Genomic DNA, 16,240 nt, shown 5'->3' with positions numbered 1-16,240 from the left:
TTCTCGCATGGCTCGGATCGTTCATATGGGCAAACTGGGCGGCTATGCGGCGCTGCTGGACGGCACGCTGCTGGAACTCGACAGCCGCATCCTTTGGCCGTCGGTTCCGGCGCTGACGGAGGCCCTGCGGCGGGCCGGCATCACGCCGTCCGACATGATCCTGGACACCCGGTCTCCCGCCGGTGTCCGGCCGGCCGCCGCGGTCAGCGCGCCGGCTGCGGCATCGCACCGGCCCGGCGGTCTGCCGCTGGCGGCGTGACGCCGGTCAGGTGGACCACCACGCTGCCGAAATCACTGTCCGTCTCCAGCCGCACCGGAAGGGGCGGATAGCCGGCGGCGACCGGGGCCAGCCACAGATCGACCGGGGGCCGGTCCGCCGGATCGTTGCGCTGCCAGAATCGGCCGGCCGGTGATGACCGGGCATAGCCGGCCACCGGCTTGTAGGTCACCCGGCATTGCTGGGCCACGCCGGCGAAGACCGAGTAGCGCGACGGGTCGACGATGCGCCGACCCACCTCGCTGAACAGCATGTCATAGCGGCGGCGGCCGTCGAACACCGGCAGCGACCGGTCGCAGCTTTCGCGCGCCCCCACCGCGAACAGCAGGTCCAGCACGGCGCTCAGCGGGTCCAGAGTGCCGCGCTGCAGCGCCGGCGGCACCGGTTCGCGGTCGTCCTTCTCCGGCGGCGGCGAGACACTGGCGGCAACATCGCCCTGCGGCCCATAGGTCAGGGTGACGTTGCGCGGCTCGCCGCGAAGCTGGCTGGTCTGACGGTGGCTGGCCGGCCGCAGGTCGTCGCCGCGGACATAGCCGTCGGTCAGCGAATCCGTGCGCCAGCTGAACAGCCGGCCGATGGTGCCGCCGGTCACCGCCGACACCTCGATCCGGTAGCGGTCGCCGGTCACCTCCAGCATTGCTTCGACGTCTAGCGCGGTGATGCCGCCGACGAAGACACGGTAGGTCGCCTTTATCGGCTCCGCCGTTGCCGTGGCGGCGGCGAGGGGAAGCAGGGGAAGGGACAGGCCGGCCGCCATCAGGGCTGCCCGGACAGGATTGGGAAGGCGGCGGGGGCTGGGCTGGGGCACGGTCCGGGGCTCCTGCGGTCGGCTGATCTTTTTTAAGATGGGGATGAATCTGGTGCTTGACACCCGGTGGGGAAGGCCGTAGAAACCCGCCCACCGCAGCGGCGGGGCCGACGAAAAACGGCCGCGACGCAAAAGAGTTCGGTAAGAGTTTCACGGTTCGGGCGCGTAGCTCAGCGGGAGAGCATTCGCTTCACACGCGAAGGGTCACAGGTTCAATCCCTGTCGCGCCCACCATCATAAAAAGGCTTCGGACGAAAGTCCGGAGCCTTTTTGTTTTCCGCACCGGCGGCTGTGGGCCGCGCGAAACATGCATTATGCATTGCTTATATGATTGGCGAATCCGCGGTCGATTGACGCAGATCAGCCCTCTTCGCGCTGCAATGCGGTATTAGGGGGGCCATCCCTGTCACCCGCTTCGGAAAGCCAATCAGATGGACGACACCCGTATCGCTTTGCTCTCCCTCGGCCTGCTGGTCGCTGTGCTCGCCGTCATCATCGGTTCGGTTGTCTTCGTTCCGTCCTTCACCGCCCTGCTGGCCACGCTGCTGGCCTGGGCGAACCTGGCCTATCTGGTCGGCATCACGATTAAGCGCTGATCCATTCCGCGGCGGGGCGCAACCTTCCCCGCCGCGGATGCCGAACCTTCAGGGTCCGGCAACAGTCTGTCCTGCGGAAAGCTTTTCTGGACAGGAACGGTCCGTCGGGTTATCCAGCGCCCGGTTTCGCTGCGCTCCCGATATCGCTGTGCCCCCGATCTTGCTGTGCCAAGGACCGACGCCATGACGCCGACCACTGCCCAGACCTCCAGTCCGCTGCCGATCCTGAGGACGGTGGAGGACCTGAGAGCCCAGGTCGCGGCTTGGCGGCGGGAGGGGCTGACCGTCGCGCTGGTGCCGACCATGGGGGCGCTGCATGACGGGCATCTGGGCTTGGTGCGGCGCGGTCGCGAACTGGCCGACCGGGTGGTCGCCAGCGTCTTCGTCAACCCGACCCAGTTCGCCCCGCACGAGGATTTCGACCGCTACCCGCGCGACGAGAGCGGCGACTCCGCCAAGCTGGCCTCGGTCGGCTGCCACGCGCTCTATGCGCCGACCGTGCGCGCCATGTATCCGGAGGGCTTCGCCACCGCCATTTCGGTCGGCGGTCCGGCGGAGGGGCTGTGCGGCGCCTTCCGGCCGCAGATGTTCGGCGGCGTGGCGCTGGTGGTGACCAAGCTGTTCCTGCAGGCGCTGCCCGACGTCGCGGTGTTCGGCGAGAAGGATTACCAGCAGCTGATGGTGATCCGCCGCTTCACCCGCGACCTCGACATTCCCGTGCGGGTCGAAGGGCTGCCGACGGTGCGCGAGGCCGATGGGCTCGCCATGTCGTCGCGCAACGCCTATCTCAGCGCCGACGAGCGCGCCCGCGCGCCGGAGCTGTACCGGGCGCTGACCGCGGCGGCCGAAGCGCTGGCGCGGGGGGCGGAGCCCGACGGCGCCCTGACCGGCATCCGCGGCCGCATCGCCGAGGCGGGGTTCGGCACGATCGACTATGTCGAACTGCGCGACGCCGAAACGCTGGAGCCGGTGACCGCCGTCACCCGTCCGGCCCGCCTGCTGGCCGCCGCCTGGATGGGGAAGGCCCGCCTGATCGACAATGTGCCGGTGATTCCTGCCGGTTGACATACCGGGGAATGAGGACGGCCGGCCCAATGGGGCATCCAATGGCATTTGACCGGAATTTGTTGCGCGTCTAACATGAATTTCCTCGGGCATGGTCCCGATGGGAAATGGACCCCCGTGTTGGGGGCGGAAAGGCGATCTTGCGGCTCGTTCGTCGCAACCGGCAGGGGGAAACGGTTTCCCTGATGCCGCTCGTTCTGACCGGCCTCCTGCTGACGCTGGCGGCGCTGGGTGCGGGCGGCGCCATGATCGCCGGCCGCAACCGGGCTCCGGCTCCGCAGGCGCAGACAGGTCCCGACAAGAAATACGCCGCCCTGCCGATGATGACCTTCAGCCTTGGCGGCGGCGATGCCCGGATGGTGGACGTGAAGGTCCTGCTGGAGATCGATCCGTCGGTGGACGGCAAAGTCGCCGACCCCTATGTCCCCCGCATCACCGACCGCCTGTCCGACCGGATGCGCCAGATCGACCCCCAGCAGCTGACCGGCGCCGACGGGGCGAAGCTGATGAAGAGCACCATTGCCGGCGTGCTCGACCGCGAACTGCGCGGCGTGCGGGTGAAGGAGATCCTGCTGGACCGCATGGTGGTCAGGTAGGGCCGGAGACGCCGCCGGCCCCATTGAAAAGTCAGTCGGCCAGCCGGGTGGTCAGGCGCGGGGTGGCGCTGCTGGCCGCGGCGACATAGCGGGCGCGCAGCGGCTTCAAGACGAACAGGGCGAGGAAGGCGGCCAGCGCGTTGACGATGGCGACGCTGTAGAAGACGGTCTGCCAGCTTCCGGTCGCCTCCACCATCAGGTTGCCGACAGGGACCATCAGGGCGGCCACGCCCTTGGCGGTGTAGAGCATGCCGGCGTTGGTCGCGGCGAAACGCGAGCCGAAGGTGTCGGCGCAGCAGGCCGGGAACAGGCTGAAGATCTCGCCCCAGGCGAAGAACACCAAGCCGGTCAGGATGACGAAGGCCACCGGATCGGCACCATAGGCGCTGAGCGCCATCACCCCGACCGCTTCGATGGTGAAGGCGATGAACATGGTGTTCTCGCGGCCGATATGGTCGGAGACCCAGCCGAAGAAGGGCCGCGTGATGCCGTTCATCACCCGGTCGATCGACAGGGCGAAGGTCAGCGCCGGCAGGGTCAATCCCAGGATGCTGACCGGCGCGTCGACCAGACCCATGTCGGCGGCGATGGGGCCGAGCTGGGCCGTCACCATCAGGCCGCCGGCGGCGACCATGGTGAACATGCCGTACATGATCCAGAAGACGGGGGTGCGCAGCATCTCCTGCGGGGCATAGTGGCGGCGCTGCGGGGCGGCCGTGCCGCGGCTCTGGCCATATCCCATCTTCGGCGGGTCGGTCATGAAGCAGGCCAGCACCAGGATCACCAGCCCCTGGCCCAGCCCGAAGGTCATGAAGGTGGTCTCGAAGCCGGAGGACTCGATCATGGTGGCGATCGGCACGACCGTCAGGGCGGAGCCGGCGCCGAAGCCGGCGGCGGTCAGGCCGGCCGCCAGCCCGCGGCGGTCGGGAAACCATTTCAGCGCGTTGCCGACGCAGGTGCCATAGACGCCGCCGGCGCCGATGCCGCCGATCACCGCTGCCAGATAGAGAAGCGCCAGCGAATCCGCCACCGCGTTCAGCGCCCAGGACAGGGCGCACAACGCACCGCCCACCAGCACGACGATGCGCGGACCGAATTTGTCGACGAACCAGCCCTCCACCGGCACCAGCCAGGTTTCGGTGACGATGAAGATGGTGAAGGCCACCTGGATCGCGGTGCGACCCCAGCCATGCTTGTCGTCGATCGGCTCGACGAACAGGGTCCAGCCATATTGCAGATTGGCGATCATCGACATGCAGACGATGCCGATAGCAAGCTGCATCCAGCGCCCGCCCCAGGGTGCGACCTGGGCCGTTTTGCCGTGCGTCTCACGCACCATGTCCTTCCTCCCCAATGCACCCGACATGTTCTGTTCGGCGTCTCTTGTTCGGCATCTTCTGTTCGGATGTCCGGACCTGTATTTTCGACCCTGTTCTTGGTTTCTGGTGTCCGGTCCGGGAAAACGGCTGTGGGATGGAACCTTCCACCACCAACTTGCGGTTGCTGGCATGCCAAATGCCCCATGCCCGCCTTCACGATCATCAGTTTGACTGACTATGTCAATACGAACCATTTGCCGACGCAGTGACATGCATGCGAATTGTCCATGTGAATCCGTTGCAATTCCACGATTCGGAAAAAGCGGGGTCTCGCGGCTGGTCGAAAGCGCTACGCCGTTGCGGTAATGCTCGGCCGAACAGGAGGAATCCGTCCTATGCCGTTGCCTGATCCGGCGCTGCTGGTCATCACCGACCGCCGTCTGGCCGAGCATCCGTTGCCGCAGGTGGCGGAGCGCCTGTTCGCGTGCGGCGTGCGCTGGCTGTCGTTGCGTGACAAGGACCTGCCCGATGCCGAACGGGTGGAGCTGGCTCGCGCGCTGATGGTGCGTGCCCGTCGGTGGGGGGCCTACGTCACCTTGCATGGCGACCCGGCGCTGGCGGCGGCGGCCGGGGTGGATGGGGTGCATCTGCCCTCCGGCGGCGATCCGGCGGCGGCGCGTGCGTTGCTGGGGCCGGGGGCACTGATCGGGCTGTCACGCCACGACTCGGACGGCGCCGAGGCGATGGAGCAGTGCGGGGGGCAGTTTGATTACGTGACCCTGTCGCCGATCTTCCCGTCCGCCAGCAAGCCGGGCTACGGCCCCTGCCTGGGTGAGGCGGGGCTGCGGAGGTGGGTGAGCCGGGGCGTGCCGGTGATCGGGCTGGGCGGCATCGACCACGCCGGCGCGGTGGCCGAATGCCGGGCGGCCGGGGCGGCGGGCGTGGCGGTGATGGGGCTGGCGATGCGCGACCCGCAAGCGCTGGCGCCGCTGCTGGCCGCGCTGGTGCCGGCCAAAACAGCCGGGCTGTCCTGCGGTTAAGCTCAGGCGCGTTTCACGCCGGTCCCCCTGGACATTTCAACGGCTTGCATGCATCTGGTATGTAGGATACGAAAAAAGGCACGGTGGCTCCGTGCAAGGGGCCGACCGGGTGCGCCGCGACCGCCGGCGAGACATGAGGACATCCACTCCATGACCTTTCCCGCTCTCAACGTCCAGCCCCTCGACACCGGAACCACCTTCCGCAGTCAGGTCTACCATGCGCTGAAGCAGGCGATCACGGAGATGGACATCTACGACCATGACCGTGAAATCCGGCTGGACGAACGGCAGCTCAGCGACAAGCTCGGCGTCAGCCGCACCCCGATCCGCGAGGCGCTGACCCTGCTGGAGCAGGAGGGCTTCATCCGCCTGCAGCCGCGCCGCGGCATCTTCGTCGTCCGCAAAACCAAGACCGAGATCGTCGAGATGATCCAGGTCTGGGCGGCGCTGGAAAGCATGGCCGCCCGCATGGCCGCCGAACATGCCCCGGCGGCTGAGATCCACAAGCTGTGGGACCTGTTCGGCAGCTTCGAGCAGCGCAGCCCGAAGGACCATGTCAGCGAATATTCCGACGCCAACATCGCTTTCCACAAGAGCATCATCCAGCTGAGCGGGTCGAAGCTGATCCAGGACGTCACCGACAACCTGTTCATCCACATGCGGGCGATCCGCAAGCTGACCATCGGCCAGGAGGACCGGGCCGAACGCTCCATCCACGACCACCGCGCCATCATCAAGGCCCTGGAAGAGCGCAACGCCGACCTCGCCGAACGGCTGGTGCGCGAGCACACCATGGGTCTGGCTGCGCATGTGGAGAAGCATTGCGATTTTCTGGAGTGAGGCGGAGTTAAACCCCCACCTATCCTCCCCCGCTGGGCGGGGGAGGGACTGCCGCTACTTATCTGAACAAGCACTTGTCCCCTCCTCCGCCCAGCGGGGGAGGGTTAGGGTGGGGGTCTAACGCCACAATTCTCAAACCGTCGCCGCCTCCCTCTGCGCGGTCTCCACCTTCGGTGCGTCGTCGCCGTCGATGGTCACCACCCGCAGGGAATTCGTCTTGCCCGGCGTCCCGAACGGCACGCCCGCGGTGACCACCAGCGACTGGCCGGAACTGCCGATGCCGGTTTCCGCCGCTGCGGTCAGCGCCCGCCCGACCATTTCCGAGAAATTCGCCACGTCGTCGGTCAGCACGGCATGGACACCCCAGGCCAGCGACAGCCGCCGCGCCGTCGCATGGTTGGCGCTGAGGCCGAGGATCGGCACGCCCGGCCGCTCGCGCGAGGCGCGCAGCGTGGTCGATCCGGTGGTGGTGTAGGTGACGATGGCGGCGGCGCTGATGGTTTCCGCCACCTGTCGCGCCGCGGCGGTCAGCGCGTCGGGGGCGGTCGCCTCCGGGCTGGGATGGTCGGCGTCCATGATGCGGCGATAGAGCGGGTCGCCCTCCACCCGGCGGACGATGCGCTCCATCATCGCCACCGCCTCGACCGGATAGCGGCCGGAAGCGGATTCGGCGCTCAGCATCACCGCGTCGGCCCCGTCATAGACGGCGTTGGCGACGTCGGAGGCCTCGGCGCGGGTCGGGGTCGGCTCCGACACCATGGATTCCAGCATCTGGGTGGCGACGATCACCGGCTTACCCATGGCGCGGCTGAGCCGGATCATCTTCTTCTGCAGGGCCGGCACGTCTTCCGGCGGCAGTTCCACGCCCAGGTCGCCGCGCGCGACCATCACCGCGTCGGACAGCTCGATGATCCGGTCCAGCGTCGGCAGGGCGGCCGGCTTCTCGATCTTGGTCATCACATGGGCACGGTTGCCGATCAGCTCGCGCGCCTCCAGGATGTCTTCCGGCCGCTGGACGAAGCTGAGCCCGATCCAGTCGACGCCGAGTTCCAGCCCGAAGGCGAGGTCGCTGCGGTCCTTCTCCGAGAGCGCGCTCAGCGCCAGCGCCGCGCCCGGCACATTGACGCCCTTGCGGTCCGACAGGGTGCCGCCGGCGACCACCTCCGTCTCGGCGAAGTCGGGGCCGCAGTCCAGCACGCGCAGCCGGATGCGACCGTCGTTCAGCAGCAGGTCGAGGCCCGGTTCCAGGCTGGCGAACACTTCCCCATGGGGCAGGCAGACGCGGCGGCGGTCGCCCGCCGCGCGGTCGAGGTCCAGGCGGAAGCGGTCGCCGATGGCGAGGTCCACCGGCCCGGATCCGAAGGTCCCGACCCGCAGCTTCGGCCCCTGGAGGTCGAGCAGGATGCCGATCGGCCGGCCCAGCGTCTTTTCGGTGGCGCGAATGCGGGCGTAACGCTCCGCATGTTCGGCCTGGGTGCCGTGGCTGGCGTTCAGGCGGAAGACATTCACGCCCGCACGGGCCAGGGCCGTGATCTGGCTTTCCGAAGAACTGGCGGGGCCCAGCGTGGCGACGATCTTTGTGCTGCGGTGAAACGGCATGACGACAGCCTTCCTCCGCCCGGCCCTTTGCGAAAGGGGCGGGACTGGCGAATGATGATGAGCGAGGTTCGGTGTTGCCCGGATGCTGGAAGTCCTAGGCCGGACGGTCAAACGGCACCCGCCCCTTATTCCGCATCGTGAGAGTGGTTCTTCCCGCCGCACATGGACAGCCGGACCGCCCGTCGGCGACACTTGGGCATGTCCGAGACCACCCCTCAGAACCCTGTTTTCCCCCATCCGGCCGCCACGCTGATCCTGCTGCGCGACGGCCCGGATGGGTTGGAAGTGCTGGTGATGGAACGCCATGCCGGCCTGCGCTTCGCCCCCGGCGCCACCGTCTTTCCCGGCGGCCGGCTGGAGGCGGCGGACCATCATCCGCTGTGGCGTGCCCACTGGCCGGAGGGGGAGCCGCCCGCCGACCTCGCGCACCGGGTTGCGGCCCTGCGGGAGTGCGTGGAGGAGTGCGGCCTGTTGCCGACCTGCGCCCCGCTTTCCTCCGCGGTGCTGGCGGATCTGCGCCGCGGACTGGCGGCGGGGGAGGGCTTCGCCGCGGCGCTGGCGCGGGTCGGAGTCGCGCCAGCGCTCGACCGCATGACGGTGCTGGCCCGCTGGATCACGCCGGAGATGCTGCCGCGCCGGTTCGACACCTTGTTCTTTCTAGTCATGGCGCCGCGCGGGCAGGAGCCGGTCTGCGACGGCGGGGAAGCGGTCGGCGTGCTGTGGGCCACTCCGCGCCGTTTGCTGGCGGAGGAGGAGTCCGGGCGCCGCCGGCTGGTCTTCGCCACCCGGATGACCCTGTTGCGGCTGGCGGGATGTGCCGACATGGCGGCGGCGTTGGCCTGTGCAGCGGTGCCCGGCCAGGGCTTGCCGGCGCCGATCCTGCCGCGGCTGGTGGAAACAGCGGCCGGTCCGGTGTTCCGGATTCCGGCCGGCTGCGGCTTTTTGCCACTGGAGACCTCCGCCCAAACTGTTAGGCTTGGGTAAGATTAGGCAAGTTCAGGCCGGTTTCCGCGATGTGAAAATTGCGCAGACGTGCTATTGTGCGATGCGACATGCGCAATCAATCTCCATGCTGATGCTCGGCGCCGGATGACGGCGTTCCGGGCCGAGGCGGGAGGATCGCGGAATGGATGTCGGGTTCATCGGGGACGGGAAGATGGCCGAGGCGATCATGGACAGGCTGCGCGACGCCGGGCACCGGCTGCACCGCCACCCCCATGGCCGCGGCGACTTCCGCCACCGGGCCGGCAGGTGCGACGTGGTGATGATGCTGTTGCCCGATGCGCCCGCGATCGAGGCCGCCCTGTTCGCCGAGGACGGCTTTGCCGCCGCCTTGCCGCCGGGCGCGCTGGTGATCGACCTGTCGGTCCTGCCGCCGGCGGAGGCTTCGGCCAACGCCGCGCGGCTCGCCGATCTGGGTGCCCTGTTGGCCGATGCGCCGGCAGGAAACGCTCCGGTCATCGATCCTGTCATCGACCTCGGCGGCAGCGACGTGGCCTGTGCGCGGGCCGAACCGCTGCTGCGGCTGTTTAGCGATGGCGTCGTCCGTGCCGGCGGCCCCGGTTCGGGGCAGCGGGCGCGTCTGGTCCGCACGTCGGACATGAGGATGGCGGACAGGAAAAGCGACGATCCGGATGGACTGCACCGGCTGCTGCGTCTGATGGCCTTCGACGGGCCGGCTGAATCCAGGTTGGGCACATCATGAACACCTCCACCGCTCCCGACATCGCCCCGATGCGCCGCCCGGCCTCCAGCCTCTTCGCGGCCGGACCGGACATGATCGTCCCTTTCGGCGCCGGGCTTGCCGCCGGTCTGGTCGCCGGGCGGGCCGATGTGGCGCGGCTGGGCAACAAGGGCGGGCGCTTGGTGGAGATGGCGGCGCTCGGCATTCCGGTGCCGCCGGGCTTCGTCATCGCCGCGGAGGCCGGGCGCGGGTTGGGCGCGGAGGACGCGCTGCCGGCTGGCCTGCTGAAGCGGATCGATGAGGCCGTCCTGGCGCTGGAGCGGCAGGCGGGCGGGCGTTTCGGCGGCACCGGTGATGGTGATGGCGGGCCGCTGCTGCTGTCCGTCCGCTCGGGCGCGGCGGTGTCGATGCCCGGCATGATGGACAGCATTCTGAATCTCGGCCTCAACGACCGCACCGTGCAGGGGCTGGCGGCGGCGTCGGGCGATGCGCGCTTCGCCTACGACTGCTATCGCCGGCTGGTCCAGTCCTTCGGCTGCGTGGTGATGGGCGTGCCCGGCCACCGGTTCGAGGCGCTGCTGGACGAATACAAGGAGGAGCGCGGGCTTCAGCGCGACGGTGATCTGACGGCGGAGGACTGGCGCAGCCTGATGCCGCGCTTCCTTCGGCTGGTGGAGACGCGCTGCGGCCGTCCCTTCCCGCAGGATCCGGCGGAGCAGCTGCGTCTGGCGGTGGCGGCGGTCTTCCGCTCCTGGATGAACCCGCGGGCGGTCGCCTTCCGCGCCTTGCACGATGTTCCGGAGGATCTGGGAACGGCGGTGACGGTGCAGGCGATGGTGTTCGGCAACCGTGGGCCGGAGTCCGGCACCGGCGTTCTGTTCACCCGCGATCCCTCCACCGGCGCGCCCGGCCTGTGCGGCGAGTTCCTGGCTGATGCCCAGGGCGAGGACGTCGTGTCCGGCACCTGCGATCCCGACCCGCTGAGTGCCAGCCAGCCGAACCCCGACCGCTCGATGGAGCGCCGCATGCCGGCGGTTTATGCCGAGCTTTGCCGGGTGGCCGAGCGGCTGGAACAGGCCTTCGGCGACATGCAGGACATCGAGTTCACCGTGGATGGCGGGCGCCTGTTCATCCTGCAGTCGCGCAGCGGCAAGCGCTCTTCCGAAGCGGCCGTCCGCATCGCCGTCGACATGGCGGAGGAGGGGATCATCACCCGCGATGAGGCGGTGGGCCGCGTCGACCCGCAGGCATTGGACGAGCTGCTGCGCCCGACCCTGACGCCGGAGGCGCTGGCCGCCGCCATCGCGACCGGTCTTCCCGCCTCGCCCGGGGCGGCGACCGGCCGCGCCGCCTTCACGACCGAGGATGCGCTGCGGCTGGCGCGCGGCGGTGCGCCGGTGATCCTGTGCCGGCCGGAAACCTCGCCGGAGGACATCCACGGCATGCAGGCCGCCGTCGGCATCGTCACCGCCCGCGGCGGCTTCACCAGCCACGCCGCCACCGTCGCCCGCGGCATGGGCCGCCCTTGCGTCTGCGGTGCCCGTGGGCTGCGCATCGACCCGGAAGAAGGGGTGATGCGGGTTGACGAGGTGACGGTCCGCACCGGCGACCTGCTGACCATCGACGGCAGCAACGGCGCCGTGGTGCTCGGGACCGCCGCCCTGCAGCGGCCGGCGCCGGACGGTGCGACCGCCCGGCTGCTGGACTGGGCGCGGGAGTGCGGGGTGGGGCTGGCGGCGGATTGAGGTTTAGGGTTGCTGAGCTAGACCCCCACCTAACCTCCCCCGCTCTCAGCGGACCTTCGGTCCGCCTGTCGCGTCAGCACAAAGCGGAGCTTTGTGCGAGAGCTGGGCGGGGGGGGGGCTGCCGCCGCCTTTCAGAACAAGCGCTTGTCCCCTCCCCGCCCAGCGGGGGAGGGTTAGGGTGGGGGCATTCGAAGCCGACGCCCCACTCACCCCCGCATCAACGCCTTTAAATGCGCCGCGCAGCCTTCCGCCAACCCGGTCGCGTCATAGCCGCCTTCCAGCGCCGACACCACCCGGCCACCGCACACCCGGTCGGCAAGCTCGACCAGCTTGCGCGTCACCCATTCGAAATCCTCGGCGGTGAAGCCGAGCTGGGCCAGCGGGTCGCGCTTGTGGGCGTCGAAACCGGCGGAGATCAGCAGCAATTCCGGCTGGAACGCCTCCAGCGCCGGCAGAATGGCGCGCTCCACTGCCTGGCGGAACTCGACGGAGCCGCTGTAGGGCTCCAGCGGCAGGTTCAGGATGTTGCCGTCGACGCCGCGCTCCCACGAATTGCCGGTGCCGGGATAAAGCGGCGACTGATGGGTGGAGGCGAAGAACAGGTTAGGGTCGTCGGCGAACATCGCCTGGGTGCCGTTGCCGTGATGCACGTCGAAATCGACCACCGCGACGCGGGTCAGGCCGTGCACCTTGCGGGCATGCTCGGCCCCGACGGCGATGTTGTTGAAGACGCAGAAGCCCATGGCGCGGGCCGGTTCGGCATGGTGGCCGCAGGGGCGCACCGCGCAGAAGGCGTTGGTCGCCTCGCCGGCCAGAACCGCGTCCACCGCGGCGCAGACCGATCCGGCGGCGCGCAGGATGGCGCCGCGCGACCCCGGCGACAGCAGCGTGTCGCCGTCCAGCCGCTGATACCCGTCGGCCGGGACCGCGGCGAGCACGGCATCGACATAGCTGCGTTCATGGACGCGCGACAGCTGCTCGACATCGGCCTCGGGGGCGGACCGGCGCTCCAGGTCGCGGAACTCCGGCCGGTCCAGCACTTGCCACACCACGGCCAGCCGTTCCGGCGCCTCCGGATGGCCGGGGCCGGTGTCATGCGCGAAGCAGTCGTGATGGGTGAAGATCAGGGTGGTCACAGGCGGCCTCTCCCATAGGAAAGGCGCCGCCGGACAGGATGTGCCGGCGGCGCCATGTTCGGGGAATGGTTCAGTGGGCGTAGCTGGTGGTGGCCGGCGGCGGCTCCGCGACCGAGGCGACGGTGCCTTCAAGCTCCTGCAGATGCAGGCGGGTGAAGTCGCGCGCACTGACGACGCCGACCAGATGGCCGTCCTCCAGCACCGGAAGATGGCGGATATGGTGCTTGTCCATCAGCTGCAGCGCCTGATGGACGCTGTCCGACGGGGTGCAGGTCACCGGTTGGCGCGTCATCAGCTGCGACACCGGCATGGACAGCAGCGAACCGCCGCGCTCCAGCAGGGCGTGGACGACGTCGCGTTCCGAAAGCACGCCGGCCAGCGTGTTGCCTTCGGTGCGGCAGACATCCTTGACGACCAGGGCGCTGATGTTCTCCGCCTTCATCAGCTTGACGGCCTCGGCGACTGTTGCGCTGGTCCGCACGGCGACGACGCGGGATTCCTTGGTGCGCAGGATATGTTCGACCTTCATGGCGTGACTCCTGATCGGCTGGCGGCTGGCAGGAAGACCGTCTGTCGGGCGGCTCCCCTCGGGGCGGCAAGGCGCCCGGCCGGGCGTCGTGCTGTGAATATGGTATGCCAGATACAGTACGCCACGCAAACAATTTCGACGTCGGCCTATGCGATGGTGCAGCGCAATCGAAATCGCTCTGTTGGAGCCGTAATGCCAAAGCATAAGAGGCGAAATGTTCGACATGCGGTATGTTTGATATGCGTGCAAATTGATGGAGGTATGCGGCATGCGCATGTCCGGCATCGTGTACCTTGTATACCAAACAACTTGAACCAATTGCTGCGACGCGTCATAACAGAATGGTCACGCCGAAGCCGACCAAACAAAAAAAGCACCTCACCGAGACACTGGAGCGATGAACATGTTGGAAATGCTGGTTCTGGCGCTTGTGCTGTCCGTCTTCGGCGGCACGGTCCACTACATCCTGTCGATGCAGATCGCCGCCGCGGGCAAGTCGCAGCGCGATTTCTCCTCCGCGCCGCTTCGCCTCGCCAACCCGACCGAAGCCGATCTCAAGGAGCCGGAAGACGAGCTGCCGCCGGGTCCGGCCTGGGCAAGCTTCCCCCGCGCCTTCTGAGCTGCGGTTCCCCACCAAACAGATCGTGAGAAAGACGGCCCTTCCAGGCCGTCTTTTTCGTTTCGACTCCAGTCCGGCATGCGGTCCGCTCAGGCGAGCGGCAACACCAGCTGGAAGCTTTTGATGGTCATCCGCTTGCGGTGATAGAAGCGGTGGGCCTCGCCGCGCTGGATGCCGGAGATGATCTCCATCTGGGCGCAGCCGCGCTCCCGCGCCTCGCCCGCCAGCCAGTCGAACAGCTTGTCGCCCAGCCCGTAGGACCGCTTGGCGGAGCTGGTGACCAGATCCTCCACATACATGTAGCGACCGCGCGACAGCGTCTCGTGGACGCGGAAGCCGCCGCAGCCGGCGATCTCGCCGTCCAGCCGCAGAAGGGCGAGGTTGTAGCCGTCGTCCATCTGGCGGCGAATCTGCGCGCGGTAGGCCTCGGGGTCGGTCATGTGGGTCCGCAGCTCCTTCATGATCGGATAGCTGGCGGCGATATCGGCATCGTCACGCGCCACGACGATCTCGATGTTCTGCTGCTGGTCCATGGCGGTCGACTCCTTATCTATATGGGTTCTGCCGGGAAGGGCGTCAGCGCCGGCGGCGGAGACCATGCCGGCCGGCGGTTGCCGGGCCGAACTGTGCCGTCGGAGCTGGCATACCATATGCCAATAGATTGTCCGGCCAAAAGCTGCGCCGCCCCGCTTTCCGCGTGCCGTAAAATCGAAACGCGACTCTCGCCCCCGGTGCCTGGGCGAATGCAGCCTGCGGAAACAGTTCGCCCAACCCACTAATCGCTTGTCAGGTGTCCGGCATCTGGTATACCATATTGATAATTCCAGATCGGATCAGGACTGCACCGGTCTGGCGGGAGGCGAAAACCCGTCACCCAAGCAGTGCAGCGCCCCGAGGCCGCATCCTCGCCGCGCTGCCAAGCAAAAGCGAACAACAGCGTCAAACCTCTTAAAGCATCTAAGAAGACGCCAAAAGTAAAAGCCTAAGCATCAAAACAGAAGCGACGCCCGAACCGGCAGAGAACCGCTTCCTAGGAGGAGATAGAAGATGCAGCATACGAATTCGGAGGCGCAGGGAGCACCGCTCGGCGGCCGCTGGATGCAGTTGGTCATCGGCGTGATCTGTATGTCGATGATCGCGAACCTGCAATATGGCTGGACGCTGTTCGTCAACCCCATCGATGAAAAGTACCATTGGGGCCGTGCCGCCATTCAGGTCGCCTTCACCATTTTCGTCGTGACCGAAACCTGGCTGGTGCCGATCGAAGGCTGGTTCGTCGATAAGTTCGGTCCCCGCATCGTCGTCGTGGTCGGCGGCATCCTGTGTGCGCTGGCCTGGGTCATCAACTCGTTCGCCGACTCTCTGGCGCTGCTCTATATCGGCGCGGCGGTGGGCGGCGTCGGTGCCGGCGCCGTGTACGGCACCTGCGTCGGCAACGCGCTGAAGTGGTTCCCGGATCGCCGCGGTCTGGCCGCCGGCCTGACGGCTGCCGGTTTCGGCGCCGGTTCCGCCGTGACGGTCGTGCCGATCGCCAACATGATCCAGACCTCCGGCTTCCAGCAGACCTTCCTGGTGTTCGGTCTCGGCCAGGGCCTGATCGTCTTCGCGCTGGCCTGGTTCCTGAAGGAAGCCAACCCGGCCCTGCTGCCGAAGGGCAAGTCCACCGTCAACCAGAGCCGCCGCAACTACACCCCGCAGGAGACGCTGAAGTCGCCGGTCTTCTGGGTGATGTACCTGATGTTCGTCATGGTCGCCGCCGGCGGTCTGATGGCCACCGCGCAGCTCGGCCCGATCGCCAAGGACTTCCACCTCGACGGCGCCCCCGTCAGCATCATGGGCCTGACCCTGCCGGCGCTGACCTTCGCGCTGACCATCGACCGCGTGCTGAACGGCGTGACCCGTCCCTTCTTCGGCTGGGTGTCGGATCACATCGGCCGTGAGAACACGATGTTCGTCGCTTTCGCCATCGAAGCGGTCGGCATCCTGGCGCTGAACCAGTGGGGCCACAACCCGGTCGCCTTCGTCATCCTGACCGGTCTGGTGTTCTTCGCCTGGGGTGAAATCTACAGCCTGTTCCCGTCCTGCTGCGCCGACAGCTTCGGGTCCAAGTTCGCCACCACCAACGCCGGCCTGCTCTACACCGCCAAGGGCACTGCCTCTCTGGTCGTTCCCTTCGCCAACATCATAGTGGCCTCCAGCGGGTCCTGGCAGACGGTGTTCTTCTTCGCCGCCGCGGTCAATGCCATCGCCGCCTTCATGGCCCTGTTCGTCCTGAAGCCGATGCGTGCCCGTCAGATCGCCGAGGACACCGTCCAGCCGGTCAGCGGCAAGCTGGCGACCGAAGGCGCCGACTGAAAGGGAAAGGGAGTTCCCGCTGACCGGGGGGC

The 16,240-nt window shown here is 67.9% G+C and carries 17 protein-coding genes and 1 tRNA gene; 12 read left to right on the top strand and 6 right to left on the bottom strand.

The annotated features are described in order from the left end of the window. Positions 1 to 7 precede the first annotated feature (7 nt). Positions 8 to 259, top strand: coding sequence for a hypothetical protein (locus tag ACCD06_RS26420; RefSeq protein ID WP_211103571.1), 252 nt, complete (start codon positions 8 to 10; stop codon positions 257 to 259). On the opposite strand, the gene ACCD06_RS26415 is transcribed toward ACCD06_RS26420, so the two are convergent. Beyond that, on the bottom strand, positions 204 to 1,085 hold the full coding sequence (locus tag ACCD06_RS26415) for a DUF3108 domain-containing protein (protein ID WP_413344639.1): 882 nt from the start codon (positions 1,083 to 1,085) through the stop codon (positions 204 to 206). The genes ACCD06_RS26420 and ACCD06_RS26415 overlap by 56 nt on opposite strands. Positions 1,086 to 1,244: 159 nt before the next feature. Between ACCD06_RS26415 and ACCD06_RS26410 the strand changes: the two genes are divergently transcribed. The 4 genes from ACCD06_RS26410 to ACCD06_RS26395 all read left to right on the top strand — a co-directional run bounded on the left by ACCD06_RS26410 (position 1,245) and on the right by ACCD06_RS26395 (position 3,342). After that, positions 1,245 to 1,319: transfer RNA gene (locus ACCD06_RS26410), tRNA-Val, on the top strand. A gap of 197 nt (positions 1,320 to 1,516) precedes the next feature. Beyond that, a complete protein-coding gene (locus ACCD06_RS26405; RefSeq protein WP_085084036.1) occupies positions 1,517 to 1,681 on the top strand; it encodes a sugar tyrosine-protein kinase in 165 nt (54 codons plus the stop codon). A 183-nt stretch (positions 1,682 to 1,864) separates the two neighbouring features. Next, on the top strand, positions 1,865 to 2,746 hold the full coding sequence (gene panC / locus ACCD06_RS26400; RefSeq protein WP_413344636.1) for a pantoate--beta-alanine ligase: 882 nt from the start codon (positions 1,865 to 1,867) through the stop codon (positions 2,744 to 2,746). 185 nt (positions 2,747 to 2,931) lie between these two features. Beyond that, complete coding sequence (locus ACCD06_RS26395; protein WP_109156474.1) at positions 2,932 to 3,342, top strand: flagellar basal body-associated FliL family protein; 411 nt, start codon at positions 2,932 to 2,934, stop codon at positions 3,340 to 3,342. Positions 3,343 to 3,373: 31 nt separating this feature from the next. On the opposite strand, the gene oxlT (ACCD06_RS26390) is transcribed toward ACCD06_RS26395, so the two are convergent. After that, a complete protein-coding gene (gene oxlT, locus ACCD06_RS26390) occupies positions 3,374 to 4,681 on the bottom strand; it encodes an oxalate/formate MFS antiporter (protein ID WP_413344634.1) in 1,308 nt (435 codons plus the stop codon). Positions 4,682 to 5,056: 375 nt separating this feature from the next. On the opposite strand from oxlT (ACCD06_RS26390), the gene ACCD06_RS26385 reads away from it, so the two are divergent. Together ACCD06_RS26385 and ACCD06_RS26380 are read left to right on the top strand one after the other, a co-directional pair. Next, the gene (locus ACCD06_RS26385) at positions 5,057 to 5,701 is read left to right on the top strand and encodes a thiamine phosphate synthase (RefSeq protein ID WP_413344632.1); all 645 of its coding nucleotides are present in this window, start codon (positions 5,057 to 5,059) and stop codon (positions 5,699 to 5,701) included. 150 nt (positions 5,702 to 5,851) lie between these two features. Beyond that, positions 5,852 to 6,541 carry a GntR family transcriptional regulator gene (locus tag ACCD06_RS26380; RefSeq protein WP_085084025.1) on the top strand — a complete coding sequence of 230 codons (690 nt, stop codon included), beginning with the start codon at positions 5,852 to 5,854 and terminating at the stop codon, positions 6,539 to 6,541. A 132-nt stretch (positions 6,542 to 6,673) separates the two neighbouring features. On the opposite strand, the gene pyk is transcribed toward ACCD06_RS26380, so the two are convergent. Then, complete coding sequence (gene pyk, locus ACCD06_RS26375) at positions 6,674 to 8,140, bottom strand: pyruvate kinase (RefSeq protein ID WP_413344630.1); 1,467 nt, start codon at positions 8,138 to 8,140, stop codon at positions 6,674 to 6,676. Positions 8,141 to 8,338: 198 nt separating this feature from the next. Between pyk and ACCD06_RS26370 the strand changes: the two genes are divergently transcribed. The 3 genes from ACCD06_RS26370 to ACCD06_RS26360 all read left to right on the top strand — a co-directional run bounded on the left by ACCD06_RS26370 (position 8,339) and on the right by ACCD06_RS26360 (position 11,569). After that, positions 8,339 to 9,124 carry an NUDIX hydrolase gene (locus ACCD06_RS26370; protein WP_413344628.1) on the top strand — a complete coding sequence of 262 codons (786 nt, stop codon included), beginning with the start codon at positions 8,339 to 8,341 and terminating at the stop codon, positions 9,122 to 9,124. A 142-nt stretch (positions 9,125 to 9,266) separates the two neighbouring features. Then, a complete protein-coding gene (locus ACCD06_RS26365) occupies positions 9,267 to 9,845 on the top strand; it encodes an NAD(P)-binding domain-containing protein (RefSeq protein WP_413344626.1) in 579 nt (192 codons plus the stop codon). Next, the gene (locus ACCD06_RS26360; protein WP_413344624.1) at positions 9,842 to 11,569 is read left to right on the top strand and encodes a pyruvate, phosphate dikinase; all 1,728 of its coding nucleotides are present in this window, start codon (positions 9,842 to 9,844) and stop codon (positions 11,567 to 11,569) included. Before ACCD06_RS26365 ends, ACCD06_RS26360 begins: the two co-directional genes overlap by 4 nt. A gap of 206 nt (positions 11,570 to 11,775) precedes the next feature. Here ACCD06_RS26360 and ACCD06_RS26355 read toward each other — a convergent pair whose 3' ends face one another. After that, the gene (locus tag ACCD06_RS26355) at positions 11,776 to 12,705 is read right to left on the bottom strand and encodes a histone deacetylase family protein (RefSeq protein ID WP_109157808.1); all 930 of its coding nucleotides are present in this window, start codon (positions 12,703 to 12,705) and stop codon (positions 11,776 to 11,778) included. Between the two features lie 70 nt (positions 12,706 to 12,775). Continuing rightward, positions 12,776 to 13,234 (bottom strand): CBS domain-containing protein, encoded by a 459-nt coding sequence (locus ACCD06_RS26350; RefSeq protein ID WP_109157809.1) that lies wholly within the window; start codon positions 13,232 to 13,234, stop codon positions 12,776 to 12,778. Between the two features lie 403 nt (positions 13,235 to 13,637). On the opposite strand from ACCD06_RS26350, the gene ACCD06_RS26345 reads away from it, so the two are divergent. Continuing rightward, entirely contained in the window at positions 13,638 to 13,853 is a 216-nt protein-coding gene (locus ACCD06_RS26345) for a hypothetical protein (protein ID WP_247882621.1), read from the top strand. 89 nt (positions 13,854 to 13,942) lie between these two features. On the opposite strand, the gene ACCD06_RS26340 is transcribed toward ACCD06_RS26345, so the two are convergent. Further along, complete coding sequence (locus tag ACCD06_RS26340; RefSeq protein ID WP_085084000.1) at positions 13,943 to 14,386, bottom strand: GNAT family N-acetyltransferase; 444 nt, start codon at positions 14,384 to 14,386, stop codon at positions 13,943 to 13,945. Between the two features lie 514 nt (positions 14,387 to 14,900). Here ACCD06_RS26340 and oxlT (ACCD06_RS26335) point away from each other — a divergent pair. Further along, complete coding sequence (gene oxlT / locus ACCD06_RS26335; protein WP_109157811.1) at positions 14,901 to 16,208, top strand: oxalate/formate MFS antiporter; 1,308 nt, start codon at positions 14,901 to 14,903, stop codon at positions 16,206 to 16,208. Positions 16,209 to 16,240: the final 32 nt, after the last annotated feature.

It is taken from the genome of Azospirillum sp. CT11-132, from assembly GCF_047302835.1.
Classification (GTDB): Bacteria; Pseudomonadota; Alphaproteobacteria; order Azospirillales; family Azospirillaceae; genus Azospirillum.
Note: the sequence above shows the minus strand (reverse complement) of the source record. Positions and strands in the feature narration are given on the sequence as shown.